The 13,444-nt window shown below is 56.4% G+C and carries 13 protein-coding genes; 6 read left to right on the forward strand and 7 right to left on the reverse strand.

Features of this window, described 5'->3' with window-relative positions:
- The first annotated feature begins 131 nt into the window (after window positions 1-131).
- From ACW9E7_RS21380 to ACW9E7_RS21395, 4 genes are all read left to right on the forward strand, one after another.
- Complete coding sequence (locus tag ACW9E7_RS21380) at window positions 132-437, forward strand: YsaB family lipoprotein (protein WP_024909071.1); 306 nt, start codon at window positions 132-134, stop codon at window positions 435-437.
- A 160-nt stretch (window positions 438-597) separates the two neighbouring features.
- Complete coding sequence (gene glyQ, locus ACW9E7_RS21385; protein WP_003860141.1) at window positions 598-1,509, forward strand: glycine--tRNA ligase subunit alpha; 912 nt, start codon at window positions 598-600, stop codon at window positions 1,507-1,509.
- A gap of 9 nt (window positions 1,510-1,518) precedes the next feature.
- Window positions 1,519-3,588 (forward strand): glycine--tRNA ligase subunit beta, encoded by a 2,070-nt coding sequence (glyS, locus tag ACW9E7_RS21390; RefSeq protein WP_045907867.1) that lies wholly within the window; start codon window positions 1,519-1,521, stop codon window positions 3,586-3,588.
- Window positions 3,589-3,817: 229 nt separating this feature from the next.
- Entirely contained in the window at window positions 3,818-5,437 is a 1,620-nt protein-coding gene (locus ACW9E7_RS21395; RefSeq protein WP_458728344.1) for an ATP-binding cassette domain-containing protein, read from the forward strand.
- Between the two features lie 39 nt (window positions 5,438-5,476).
- On the opposite strand, the gene ACW9E7_RS21400 is transcribed toward ACW9E7_RS21395, so the two are convergent.
- A complete protein-coding gene (locus tag ACW9E7_RS21400; RefSeq protein ID WP_111964342.1) occupies window positions 5,477-5,764 on the reverse strand; it encodes an HTH-type transcriptional regulator in 288 nt (95 codons plus the stop codon).
- 331 nt (window positions 5,765-6,095) lie between these two features.
- Between ACW9E7_RS21400 and ACW9E7_RS21405 the strand changes: the two genes are divergently transcribed.
- The gene (locus ACW9E7_RS21405) at window positions 6,096-6,806 is read left to right on the forward strand and encodes a DUF3053 domain-containing protein (protein WP_014882044.1); all 711 of its coding nucleotides are present in this window, start codon (window positions 6,096-6,098) and stop codon (window positions 6,804-6,806) included.
- Window positions 6,807-7,053: 247 nt separating this feature from the next.
- Window positions 7,054-7,266: a transcription antiterminator/RNA stability regulator CspE gene (cspE, locus tag ACW9E7_RS21410; protein WP_003860775.1), complete on the forward strand. Its 213-nt coding sequence runs from the start codon at window positions 7,054-7,056 to the stop codon at window positions 7,264-7,266.
- Window positions 7,267-7,324: 58 nt separating this feature from the next.
- Here cspE and ghrB read toward each other — a convergent pair whose 3' ends face one another.
- From ghrB to ACW9E7_RS21440, 6 genes are all read right to left on the reverse strand, one after another.
- Window positions 7,325-8,299 carry a glyoxylate/hydroxypyruvate reductase GhrB gene (ghrB, locus tag ACW9E7_RS21415; protein ID WP_115876665.1) on the reverse strand — a complete coding sequence of 325 codons (975 nt, stop codon included), beginning with the start codon at window positions 8,297-8,299 and terminating at the stop codon, window positions 7,325-7,327.
- A gap of 26 nt (window positions 8,300-8,325) precedes the next feature.
- On the reverse strand, window positions 8,326-9,606 hold the full coding sequence (locus ACW9E7_RS21420; protein ID WP_111964344.1) for an MFS transporter: 1,281 nt from the start codon (window positions 9,604-9,606) through the stop codon (window positions 8,326-8,328).
- 117 nt (window positions 9,607-9,723) lie between these two features.
- Window positions 9,724-10,662 (reverse strand): sugar kinase, encoded by a 939-nt coding sequence (locus tag ACW9E7_RS21425; RefSeq protein ID WP_458728345.1) that lies wholly within the window; start codon window positions 10,660-10,662, stop codon window positions 9,724-9,726.
- Window positions 10,663-10,665: 3 nt separating this feature from the next.
- Complete coding sequence (locus ACW9E7_RS21430) at window positions 10,666-11,415, reverse strand: sugar phosphate isomerase/epimerase family protein (protein WP_252093558.1); 750 nt, start codon at window positions 11,413-11,415, stop codon at window positions 10,666-10,668.
- A gap of 103 nt (window positions 11,416-11,518) precedes the next feature.
- Window positions 11,519-12,535 (reverse strand): LacI family DNA-binding transcriptional regulator, encoded by a 1,017-nt coding sequence (locus tag ACW9E7_RS21435; protein ID WP_008502761.1) that lies wholly within the window; start codon window positions 12,533-12,535, stop codon window positions 11,519-11,521.
- A gap of 129 nt (window positions 12,536-12,664) precedes the next feature.
- Window positions 12,665-13,327, reverse strand: a complete 663-nt coding sequence (locus ACW9E7_RS21440; RefSeq protein WP_024909080.1) for an OmpA family lipoprotein — start codon at window positions 13,325-13,327, stop codon at window positions 12,665-12,667.
- Window positions 13,328-13,444 lie beyond the last annotated feature (117 nt).

Below are 13,444 nucleotides of genomic sequence, written 5' to 3' on the forward strand. Positions count from 1 at the left end.
CTTCGTTTGGAAAATTCTGAGTTTTATGCGCAGGCTTGCCGGGAGACCGCGAGATTCGCAGAATGGCAGTCCTTAATCTATAAAAGTGTTGATACTAAAAATAACAGCCGCTGACCAGGACGGTAATAAAAATGATGATGAAGCGTGTGGCGTCACTCTTTCTGCTGTTGATCCTGGCGGGATGCAGTGCGCCGCAAGAAGCACCCGTGCAAAAAGCGCAGCAGGGTAAAATGAGCCCGGAACGTTCGCTGAATATGGAAGCGCTCTGTAAAGATCGGGCCGCTCGGCGCTATAACTCGGACGTTCAAAAAATTGATGTCACCGGGTTCGAGCGTTTTCAGGGAAGCTACGAGCTACGGGGCCATACGTCGCGCAAAGAGGGCTTTGTCTGCTCGTTTGATGCGGACGGTCAGTTTTTACACCTCTCCATGCGCTAGCCTGCTCGTATAATCAGCAGCCAGACGCCGTCAGCGTTCTGGCCGGAAGGCTTATTTCCCAATTTTCCCTAAACAACCCCGTTTCGTACTGTATATCTTGCAGCCAGCGGGTATACTGGTCCCTTCCATTTAAAACCACACGTATCCAGCACGAAATACTATGCAAAAGTTTGATACCAAGACCTTCCAGGGCCTGATCCTGACCTTACAGGATTACTGGGCTCGTCAGGGCTGTACCATTGTTCAACCTTTGGACATGGAAGTCGGCGCCGGCACTTCACACCCGATGACCAGTCTGCGTGCGTTGGGGCCAGAGCCAATGGCGACCGCGTATGTGCAGCCTTCCCGTCGTCCGACCGATGGTCGTTACGGTGAGAACCCGAACCGTCTGCAGCATTACTATCAGTTCCAGGTGGTGATTAAGCCATCACCCGACAACATTCAGGAACTGTACCTCGGGTCGCTGAAAGAGCTGGGTATGGATCCAACCATCCACGACATCCGTTTCGTGGAAGATAACTGGGAGAACCCAACGCTGGGTGCCTGGGGTCTGGGTTGGGAAGTGTGGCTTAACGGTATGGAAGTGACCCAGTTCACTTACTTCCAGCAGGTGGGTGGTCTGGAATGTAAGCCGATCACCGGTGAAATCACCTACGGTCTGGAACGTCTGGCGATGTACATTCAGGGCGTAGACAGCGTTTACGACCTGGTCTGGAGCGACGGCCCGCTGGGTAAAACCACCTACGGCGACGTGTTCCATCAGAACGAAGTGGAGCAATCCACCTATAACTTCGAATACGCAGACGTGGACTTCCTGTTCACCTGCTTCGAGCAGTACGAGAAAGAGGCGCAGCAGCTGCTGGCGCTGGAGACTCCACTGCCGCTGCCTGCTTACGAGCGTATTCTGAAGGCCGCCCACAGTTTCAACCTGCTGGATGCCCGCAAAGCCATCTCCGTGACTGAACGTCAGCGCTACATTCTGCGTATTCGTACCCTGACCAAAGCCGTTGCAGAAGCTTACTATGCGTCCCGTGAAGCTCTTGGCTTCCCGATGTGCAACCGAAACAAATAAGAGGCGGCCATGTCTGAGAAAACTTTCCTGGTGGAAATCGGCACCGAAGAGCTGCCACCAAAAGCCCTGCGCAGCCTGGCTGAATCTTTTGCTGCGAACGTGACCGCCGAGCTGGATAACGCTGGCCTGGCGCACGGTAAAATTGAGTGGTTTGCTGCACCGCGCCGTCTGGCGCTGAAAGTGGCAAATCTGGCGGCGTCCCAGCCAGATCGCGAAGTCGAAAAACGTGGCCCGGCGATTGCCCAGGCGTTTGACGCTGAAGGCAAGCCGAGCAAAGCGGCGGAAGGCTGGGCGCGCGGCTGCGGCATCACCGTCGATCAGGCCGAGCGTCTGACCACGGATAAAGGCGAGTGGCTGCTGTACCGTGCGCACGTGAAGGGCGAAAGCGCGGAAGCGCTGCTGCCGGACATGATTGCCACGTCTCTGGCGAAGCTGCCTATTCCTAAGCTGATGCGCTGGGGCGCGTCTGATGTGCACTTTGTGCGTCCGGTTCACACCGTGACCCTGCTGCTGGGCGACACCGTTATTCCGGCTACCATTCTGGGCGTGGCGTCCGATCGCGTGATCCGCGGCCACCGCTTTATGGGCGAGCCAGAGTTCACCATCGACAATGCCGACCAGTACCCGCAGATCCTGCTGGAGCGCGGCAAGGTCATTGCTGACTACGAACAGCGTAAAGCCAAAATCAAAGCGGACGCGGAAGACGCGGCGCGCAAGATTGGCGGTAAAGCCGATCTGAGCGACAGCCTGCTGGAAGAAGTGACCTCGCTGGTGGAATGGCCGGTTGTGCTGACCGCGAAGTTTGAAGAGAAATTCCTGGCCGTTCCGGCTGAAGCGCTGGTTTACACCATGAAGGGTGACCAGAAGTACTTCCCGGTCTATGCCAACGACGGCAAACTGCTGCCAAACTTCATCTTCGTGGCAAACATCGAATCGAAAGATCCGATCCAGATTATCTCTGGTAACGAGAAGGTCGTGCGTCCACGTCTGGCCGATGCCGAGTTCTTCTTCAATACCGACCGTAAAAAGCGTCTGGAAGATCATCTTCCACGCCTGCAGACCGTGTTGTTCCAGCAGCAACTGGGTACGCTGCGCGACAAGACCGACCGTATCGCGGAGCTGTCCGGCTGGATTGCCCGTGAAATCGGTGCCGACGTCAACCACGCAACCCGTGCTGGCCTGCTGTCTAAATGCGACCTGATGACCAACATGGTGTTCGAATTTACCGACACCCAGGGCGTGATGGGTATGCATTACGCGCGTCACGATGGCGAAGCGGAAGACGTGGCCGTGGCCCTGAACGAGCAGTATCAGCCGCGCTTTGCGGGTGACGAACTGCCGTCCAACCCGGTTGCCTGTGCCGTGGCGATCGCCGATAAGATGGACACCCTGGCGGGTATCTTCGGTATCGGTCAGCATCCAAAAGGCGACAAAGATCCGTTTGCGCTGCGTCGTGCCGCGCTGGGCGTGCTGCGTATCATCGTTGAGAAGAACCTGAACCTGGATCTGCAGACCCTGACCGAAGAAGCGGTGCGTCTGTACGGCGACAAGCTGACCAACGCGAACGTGGTGGATGACGTTATCGACTTTATGCTCGGTCGTTTCCGCGCCTGGTATCAGGATGAAGGTTACACCGTCGACACCATTCAGGCGGTGCTGGCGCGTCGTCCGACCCGTCCGGCTGATTTCGATGCGCGTATGAAGGCGGTTTCCCACTTCCGTACGCTGGAAGCGGCATCTGCTCTGGCGGCGGCCAACAAGCGTGTATCCAACATTCTGGCGAAATCCGACGAGACGCTGAACGAGCGTGTGAACGCCGCGACGCTGAAGGAGCCGGAAGAGATCGCCCTGGCGATGCAGGTTGTGGTGCTGCGCGACAAGCTCGAGCCGGTCTTCGCGGAAGGTCGTTACCAGGAAGCGCTGGTGGAGCTGGCCGAGCTGCGTGACGTCATTGACGCCTTCTTCGAGAAAGTGATGGTGAACGTAGAAGATAAAGAGCTGCGTATTAACCGTCTCTCTATGCTCGAAAAACTGCGTGAGCTGTTCCTGCGCGTAGCGGATATTTCGCTGCTGCAGTAATGTGCCCGTTGATACAAATGCTAAAAACCCGCTTCGGCGGGTTTTTTTATGATGTGTTGCTGAAAATTTAACCTTGAAACCGTCAACACATTACCGCTATCCTTATCCACGTTAACTTTCTCGCGCTGGAGTGCCCCCCAAAAATGAACAAACACGACTGATGAATTTCGATCCTTGCTAAACGCCACCGCGTCGGCAGGGGATGTTTTGATTTCATTCAGGAGTGCTTATGGCTCATTTTGCGCAGTCCCCTTCTTTTATTTTGCATCAGGTCACCTGTCAGTTTCCGACGGGCGATACCCTTTTTGGCCCGCTGAATCTCACGCTGGAACCCTCTCTGTGCGCGCTGGTTGGCCGCAACGGCAGCGGAAAAACGCGTCTGCTGCGTCTGCTGGCGGCGCTGGACGAACCGGCTACCGGTCATATTGAACGCTTTGGCTCGCATGTCTTTGTGGCGCAGCAGCACGTCATTTCTTCGCAGACGACGCTGGCTGAACTTCTCGGATATGACGCGATTTTTACTGCGCGTAAGCGCATCGACAGCGGTGATTACCAGCCTGACGATCTGGCGTTGCTCGACGGCTACTGGGATGTAGCCGAGCGACTGAGCGAGGCGTTTATCAATGCGAAGCTCCCGGCGTTTGATCCGGATAAGCCTGCCCTGGAACTCAGCGGCGGCGAGCGCATCCGCGCCCTGCTGTGCGGCGCGTTTACGGCTGAAGCGGATTTCATGCTGCTGGACGAACCGACTAACCATCTGGATCGACAAGGTCGGGCGTGGTTCTACGACCAGTTGAGTCGCTATCAGGGCGGCGTGCTGGTGGCCTCTCATGACCGCGAACTTCTGGAGCAGGTGCCGCGTATTCTTGAGCTGAGCGCCTCGGGTCTGCGCAGCTACGGCGGAAATTATGCGGATTATCAAGCCCAGCGCGATGCCGAACAGCAGGCTGCCCGCGCGGCGCTCGAACATGCGGCAACCGAGCGCAAACGCACCCGCGCGCGCATGCAAAAAGAGCATGATGACAGCCAGCGGCGGTCGGCAAAGACGTTACGCACCGTCGATACCCTGAATATCGCATCGTTTGAGCGTGTCAAATACAAAGGCGCGGCAAAGGAGCGGATCGGCTCATGGAAAAAACAGCACAGCGAGCAAAATGAAGCCCTAAACGCCGCGGTAAACAAGGCGCGTGAACGCGTTGAAGAAGATAACCCGGTCATGTTCACCCTGCCGGGAAGTCAGGTCCCGGAAGGGAAACAGGTACTGGTTCTGGAGGATCTGGTGTTGCCGCATGTGCCTGTCCCACCCATCACATGGCGTATGGACGGACCGATGCGCGTGGCGTTAAAGGGACCGAACGGCTGTGGGAAATCGACGTTGTTAAAAACCATCCTCGGCGAGGTTACTCCCCGTTCGGGTGCCTGTAAGGTATCCGTCAGCTGTGCTTATCTCGACCAGCATCTGTCGCAACTCGATCTCACGCAGTCGGTCATGACGCATCTCAATTTGAGTCATACCCCTCTGGAAGAGGGGGTATTGCGAACCCGTTTAGCACTGCTTCAACTGGGGGCCGACAAAGTGAAGCTCCCATTGGCGGAGCTCAGCGGCGGCGAGCGTCTTAAGGCTGCCCTGGCCTGCGTGCTGTGGCGTGCGGAGGCCACGCAGCTTCTTCTGCTGGATGAACCGACCAACCATCTGGATCTGGCTTCAGTCCAGGCCATTGAAGCGGCGCTGGCCGGTTTCCCTGGGGCTCTGCTGGTGGTATCACACGATGAGCTTTTTTTAAGAGGCCTGGCGTTAACGCATGAGCTGGTATGGGAAGAGGCGGGTTGGCGTTGTGATAGCCTGTAAAACACAAGCCCCCGCAAAGGCGGGGGCATTCAATCTTCACTACGCTATCTGTTTGCTGAGTGCAGGGTTGGCCTGAATCAGGCGCATCAGCCGTAACTCGGTTGGGGTGGGTTTCTCACGTTTTGACTCCCACTCCTGCACCATAGCCACGCTGACACCCATCGCTCTGGCGAATTCTTCGGTTTTCAGTCCTGTCCCTTTGCGCAATTGCTCGTATTCTGTAAAGGGATTGGATTTTTGTTGCAGGGTAATCATCTGCGGTACATCTTTAAAAATGATCTGTTCCAGACTGCTCAGCAGTTCAAACTCAGGATCTTTATATTCCATTGAGGACTCCTCTTAAATCTCACATCGTGATCAAGAACATCAGAGAGCCAGTTAAGAATAGTCCCTAATACCAACCCAGGATCGTCACGGGTGTGATTAATTGTGCGGTAACGATCGCTGTATCCGATTCAGCAATATGGATAGTTATGCTAATTCTCTGATTAGTCATAGGTCGGCTTCGCCAGGTATTTTTTTGTAAATGATAAGAAATAAATCGGCAATAGCCGTTTTGCATGAAAAGAGTATCTTGCAAGGCTGACCTGGACTATCCTTGTCAGCGTCGGGCACGCGTGTGCCGGTGTGCGCTTTTTTGGGTGAAAGGAGTAATAAAATGGCGACAGGAAAGTCCTGCTCTCGCTGGTTTGCGCCTATTGCGGCGTTGTTGATGGTTGTTAGCCTGAGTGGGTGTTTTGATAAAGAAGGCGATCAGCGCAAAGCGTTTATCGATTTTCTGCAGAATACAGTGATGCGCAGCGGCGAGCGGTTGCCGACGCTGACTGCGGATCAGAAAAAACAGTTTGGTCCCTTCGTGTCCGATTACGCCATTCTTTATGGTTATTCACAGCAGGTGAGCCAGGCGATGGATTCCGGTATCCGCCCGGTAGTGGATAGCGTGAACGCCATCCGCGTTCCACAGGATTATGTGACGCAGCGTGAGCCGCTGCGCCAGTCCAACGGTGCGCTTGGCGTGCTGAGTCAGCAGTTGCAAAATGCGAAAATGCAGGCTGACGCGTCACGTTCTGCGCTGAAGCAGGGTGACGATCTTAAACCGGTCTTCGACAAAGTGTATGAGAAAGTGGTGACCAAGCCTTCTGAAGCGCTGCAACCGCTGATTCCGGCTGCGCAAATCTTCACGCAGCAACTGGTTCAGGTAGGTGACTTTATCGCCCAGCAGGATACGCAGGTGAGCTTTGTTGCCAACGGTATTCAGTTCCCGACCTCGCAACAGGCAAGCCAGTATAATACGCTGATTGGGCCGCTGGCCTCCCAGCATCAGGCCTTTAGCCAGGCCTGGAGTGCGGCAGTCACTGCCACAGAATAAACCGAAAAACCCCCGCTTCTGGCGGGGTTTTTTTATGCCTGTCGAAAATAACGCTTGTCATTCCTCTACCACATCGGTATAACTATTCCCGTCGGTTTGTTACACAGACCTAAAGCAGTTTAGTAAAGCAGTCCAGATTGTTATCCATAGATACCCTTCGTAGTGACCCTTCCTTCATCGCTTAAAAATCTGTAACGCAATCCATCAAGCCGGAAGGCACAATATATTTGTTAATAAGGTAATTTCTATGTCTGCTAAAATGACTGGTCTGGTAAAATGGTTCAACGCTGATAAAGGTTTCGGCTTCATCACTCCTGACGATGGCTCTAAAGACGTGTTCGTACACTTCTCTGCTATCCAGAACGATGGCTACAAATCTCTGGACGAAGGTCAGAAAGTGTCCTTCACCATCGAAAGCGGCGCTAAAGGCCCAGCAGCTGGTAACGTTGTAAGCCTGTAAGCTTCCAACCCAGTAGCAAAAAATTTAAAAACCCGCCTTCTGGCGGGTTTTTTCGTTTCTACCGTTGCACCTGCGGGTTCACGCAGTTTATCTCCACCTTTCCGCTAAGGGCGGCAATTAGATTATCGACCGCCGTTGCCGCCATATTGTAGCGCGTCTCATGGGTGGCTGAACCGATGTGGGGCAGGGCAACCACGTTAGGCAGCGAAAGCAGCGGCGAATCCACCGGCAGCGGCTCCTGCTCAAACACGTCCAGACCTGCTGCATGGATCTGACCGTTTTTAAGGGCCTCAATCAGCGCCTTCTCATCCACCACCGGCCCACGACCCGCGTTGATGAAAATGGCTGACGTCTTCATTTTTTCAAACGCCTCTTTGCCAATCAGATGACGAGTTTCGTTCGTGAGCGGCAGAACCAGGCAGACAAAATCGGCTTCCTGCAGCAGGGTATCCAGCTCGCAGTAACGGGCGTTGAAGCGTTCTTCGGCTTCACCGTGATGGCGACGCGCGTTATACAGAATCGGCATGTTAAAACCAAAATGCGCGCGCTGCGCCAGCGCCAGCCCGATACGCCCCATACCGACAATGCCCAGCGTCTTGCCGTGAACGTCCACGCCGAACCAGTCCGGACCAATGCTTTTTGTCCATTCGCCCGCTTTGACGCGCTCAGCTACTTCCACCACGCGACGGGCCGTGGTGAGCATCAGCGCCATCAGCGTATCGGCCACGGTTTCCGTCAGGGCATGTGGGGTATGCATCAGCAGGATCTTGCGGGCGTTAAGGGCATCCACGTCGAAGTTGTCGTAACCCACGGAAACGGTTGAGGTAGCACGAAGCTTCGGCATTTTTTCCAGCAGGGCGACATCCACTTTCTCGCTTGAACCCAGCAGGCCTTCGGCGCTGGCGAACGCATCGGCGTGCTGTGCCACGGTTTCCGGGCTCAGGTTCTTCACCTGCGTGACGGTGAAGTGTTCTTCAAGGCGTTTCTGCAGATCTTCCGGCAGTGCTTTATACAAAATGACGGACGGCTTCATGCTAATCTCCGTTGATTTTTAAGGATTCAGGCGTGGCGAGCGCCGACAGGGTGTTGTTGATTATTAGCAGGCTTAACAATCAGAGTAAGCCACACGGAGGCGAAAAGCGCCACCCCCATAAATATGTACGATGCGGACGGGCTGCCGGTGGCACCGTTCAGGTAGCCGACGAACCAGGAGCCGCAGAACGAGCCCAGCGCACCCATGCTGTTAATTAACGCCATTGCGCCACCCGCAACGTTACGCGGGAGCATCTCCGGGATGATGGCAAAGAACGGTCCGTAAGGGGCGTACATGGCCGCGCCGGCAATCACCAGCAGGGTGTAAGAGGCCCAGAAATGGTTTGCGCCCACGGCCCAGGAGCCAATAAAGGCGAAGGCAGCAATCAGCAGCAGCGGCCAGACAAACAATTTACGGTTCTGCAGCTTGTCCGATGCCCAGGAGACGACGATCATGGCGATGGTTGCCGCCAGATATGGTACGGATGACAGCCAGCCAACTTCGACCATGCCGAGGTTCTCGCCGCCGCTGCGAATAATGGACGGCAGCCACAGCACAAAGCCGTACACGCCAATGCTCCAGGTAAAATACTGCGCGCAGAGCAGGATCACGTTACGCGAGCGGAAGGCTTCGCCGTAGTTACGTACCGCCTTCAGGCCCTGCTGTTCTTTGTCCAGCTGCGCCTGCAGCGCCGCTTTCTCATCTTCAGAAAGCCATTTCGCCTGGGCTGGTTTATCTTTCACCAGCACCCACCAGCAGAAGGCCCAGATAATCGCCGGCACCCCTTCAATGATAAACATTTCGCGCCAGCCGAAGGACTGGATCAGGTAGCCGGACACCACTGACATCCACAGTACCGTTACCGGGTTACCGAGGATAAGGAAGGTATTCGCGCGCGAGCGTTCAGATTTGGTAAACCAGTTGCTGATGTAGATCAGCATCGCCGGCATAACCGCCGCCTCAACGACGCCGAGGATAAAGCGAATGGCGGCCAGGGCAGGAATATTGTTCACCATGCCGGTCAGTGACGCGCAGGCGCCCCACAGGATCAGACAGATGAAGATCAGCTTACGCACGCTGCGGCGTTCCGCATAAATCGCGCCGGGGATCTGGAAGAAGAAGTAGCCCAGGAAGAAAAGGGCACCCAGCAGGGAGGAGATACCTTTGGTGATGCCAAGGTCCTCTGTGATCCCTGCCGCAGACGCGAAGCTGAAGTTGGCACGGTCAAGGTACGCCAGGCTGTACGTGATAAACACGATTGGCATGATGTACCACCAGCGTTTTACTGCATTGGTCGAACTGTTCATAGGCTTGCCTCTGTTGTTGAGGTTGTTACCGCCGTTGTCTGTAGGGTACACGGTGGCTTAATTATTTGGTGCGGCTTGCTGCCCTCACCCTGGCCCTCTCCCACAGGGAGAGGGAATTTAAACGCCGAGCTGTGCTCGCGTTGGTAATCCTTCGCTGTCGCCCTGCACCTGAATGGCCAGCGAGCCAATCTTGTTGCCTCGAGCGACGGCCTGCGGCAGCGTTTTGCCTTCCAGCAGGGCGCTAATCACGCCCACAGCAAAGCCGTCGCCCGCGCCGACGGTGTCGACTACGTTCTCGACCTTCACTGCCGCGACCGCGCCCTGTTCGCCGTCGGCCGTTTTAAACCATGCGCCATCAGCACCGGTTTTCAGCACCACCGCTTTTACCCCTTTATTCAGATAGAAATCGGCAATGCCTTCCGGCGTGCTTTTGCCGGTCAGGATCATCCCTTCTTTCAGGCCTGGCAGAACCCAGTCCGCCCTGAACGCCAGACGGTTCAGTTTCTCCACCATTTCCGCTTCGCTTTTCCACAGCACCGGGCGCAGGTTGGGGTCGAACGATATGGTTTTCCCCTGGGCTTTCAGGGTGGCTGCCGCATGATCCAGCAGCTCATACGAGCTGGCAGACAGCGCGGCCGCCACGCCGCTCAGGTGCAGATGGCGCGCGAAGGCAAAGTAATCTGCGTGGTAATCCGCGACAGACAGGTGGCTTGCGGCCGATCCTTTACGGAAATACTCCACGATGGGATCGGTTCCATTTTCGACCTTAGATTTAAGCTGAAAGCCGGTAGGGAAGCGTCCATCAAGGGTGACGCCTGCGGCATCAATCCCCTCTTTTTTCAGCGAATCGAGAACGAAATGGCCAAAGCTGTCATCCCCCACGCGGCTAACCCAGCCCACGTTCAGGCCAAGACGCGCCAGGCCGGTTGCGACGTTGAGTTCAGCGCCTGCGACGCGTTTGATAAAGTGCTCTACCGCGCTCAGCTCGCCCGTTTCGGTGGCGACAAACATCGCCATGGCCTCGCCGATCGTGATGACATCCAGCGTCTTGTGCATGGTTTACTCCTCGCGCAGCAGGTTGACGTAATGGCGGGTAACGGCGGTTAAATCCGCCCCTTCCAGCGGGAACTCGATACCGCGCGGGGCATCGGCAGGCAACTGGCCGAGCAGATCCAGCCAGCGCGCATCGGCGCGATCCGGCGCCACGGCGCGGAAGTTATCTTTGTGCGGCACGGCGGCCTTCACGTGGATATAGCTCACCGCAGGGGCCAGATGACGCGCGGCCTCTTCGGGGGAATCACCGACCCATAACCAGTTGCCCATGTCGAAGGTTAGCGTGACGGGTAAAGCCATTTCCCGACAGGCGACCTGGAAGCGCTGCATGGGGGCGAGCTGCCCGCAGTCGGTCTGATCGTTCTCCACGACCAGCGCCATACCGCTTGCATTAAGCAGGCTACGCAAGTCGTCAAGAGGCTGCGCGTCGCGGAAATGGCCCAGGGAAACCTTCAGCCACAGGGCGTTCAGGGTGTTGGCTTCAGAAAGATAGCGGGGCAGGTCCGGGTTGAGGTTGCCGTCGGGCATAAACAGGGCGGCGGGTGCGGAGTAGCACGCCAGCAGGCCCAGCAGCTCAATGGATTCACCCAGCGCAGGCAGTGCCAGCAGCTCTTCGCTGTTGAACAGTTCCCGGCGGATCTCCACGCCGTCTGCCCCTGCGCCTGCAATAACGGGAAGCATCGCCCGCTGACCGCCTGCCTGTCGCACCTGTTCCGCACCGTACGCGGCGGTGACCACCATAATTTTCCTGCCCATCTTCGGACTCCATCGCAACATATCAATACTATTACGCTAGATGGAACCGGTTCCAAAGAAAAGGTCAGGATGTTGAATTTATGATCGCTATCACTAGGGAAATTTAACGCGCGGTGGAGCCACGAACGATCAGCTCGCCGGAGAAGACCTGCTCGCGAACGGCATCGCTGGTGCCTTCAATACGACGAACCACTTGTTCAACAGCAGCATAGCCAATTTGCCAGGTGGGCTGCTTGAGGGTGGTAATGCCTACGCCAGCCAGTTCCGCCCACTCCAGTTCATCAAACCCCAGCAGACCGATGTCGCTGCCCCAGTGAAGGCCAATGCGCTTGAGCGAGCGGGCGACCTGAAGCGTCAGCGCCCCGTTGGCCGAAATAACGGCTTTGCGCATCCCGCGATGGCGCGTGTGGAACTGACGCAGGGTGTTGTCGAGCTGCCCGGCTTCGTGAAGCGGCGTTTCGGCATTTTCGGCGATCACGCCTGGATATCGCTCCAGCGTGGCGCGAAATGCACTCAGGCGCTCGCGACGGGTATTGACCATCCCCAGCGGTTCACTCAGAAACAGAATAGCCTCGAAGCCCTGTTCAATGAGATGTTCGGTAGCGGTCGTGGCGGCCTGGGTGTTATCCAGCCCGACGACATCGCAGGCAAATTCAGGAATTTTACGGTCGATGAGGACCATAGGCAGAGAGGACTGCTGCAGGCGGTTTAACCCCTCTTCACGCATGCCTACCGCGTTGACCACAATCCCTTCCACCTGATAGCTGCGCAGCAGGTCGAGATAGTGCAGCTCCTGGTCGACTTCATTGTTGGTATTACAGACCAGCGGCGTAAAGCCCTTCTCGCGACAGGCGGCTTCGATACCGCTGAGCACGTTAACGGAGTAGGGATTAGTGATATCGGCGATGATAAGTCCGATAAGACGGGTGCGACCGCGTTTTAACCCGCGCGCCATGAGGCTGGGACGGTAGTCGAGATCGGCAATGGCCTGTTCAATTCGCGCCAGCAACGCATCGGACAGCAGGTGTTTTTCACCGTTAAGGTAGCGCGAAATACTGGTTTTACCGGTTTTGGCGGCTTTCGCCACGTCGCTGATGGTGGCCCGGGCTGGTTTGCTCATCGCTGATTTCCCTGAATTTAGTGAGAATACCTTAGCGGGAAAATCAACGATGGCAAGTGGTTCATGCCGGGGTGTGCGGCTTGATGCCCTCACCCCGACCCTCTCCCACTGGGAGAGGAGGAAATGCAATTACTGAATCGGGCTCAACGTAATCTCAACGCGGCGGTTCTGCGCTTTGCCTTCCGCCGTGCTGTTGCTGGCGATAGGGTTGGCAGGGCCCATGCCGCTGGTGCGGATGCGGTTTGCTTCAACGCCCTGAGTGATGAGCGAGCTGGCCACGGCGTCGGCGCGCTGCTGGGACAGACGCATGTTCAGATCCTGGCTGCCGGTGCTATCGGTATAGCCCATCACGTTCACGGCAGTCTTGTTGTACTCTTTCAGCACCATTGCCACGCCGGTGAGCGTGTTCGCACCTGCTGGTTTCAGCGTTGCGCTGCTGCTGTCGAAGGTCACGTTGTTCGGCATGTTCAGGATGATGTTATCGCCGCTGCGCGTCACGCTCACGCCGGTTCCCTTCATTTTGTCGCGCAGCTTCGCTTCCTGCACGTCCATGTAATAACCAACGCCGCCGCCCAGCGCCGCGCCCGCCGCTGCGCCAATCAGAGCGCCTTTGCCGCGGTCTTTCTTCGAGGAGGAGAGCGCCCCAACGCCTGCGCCGACCAGCGAGCCGATACCCGCGCCAATGCCGGATTTACCCGCTTCGCGTTCACCGGTGTAAGGGTTGGTTGTGCAGCCAGAAACAGCCAGGGCACCGCTCACCAGAGCGGCAATAACGAGTACGCGTTTTTTCATCTTCTTTCCTTAATCCTTTTTATTCTTTGCCACGGCGAGCGTGGCAGTTGATTATGACGTCCAGATACGAAGAAAATTCCGGGTATAACTCTGAAATTTGTGACAAACCATAAACTG

The organism is Enterobacter sp. H2G27, from assembly GCF_054403075.1.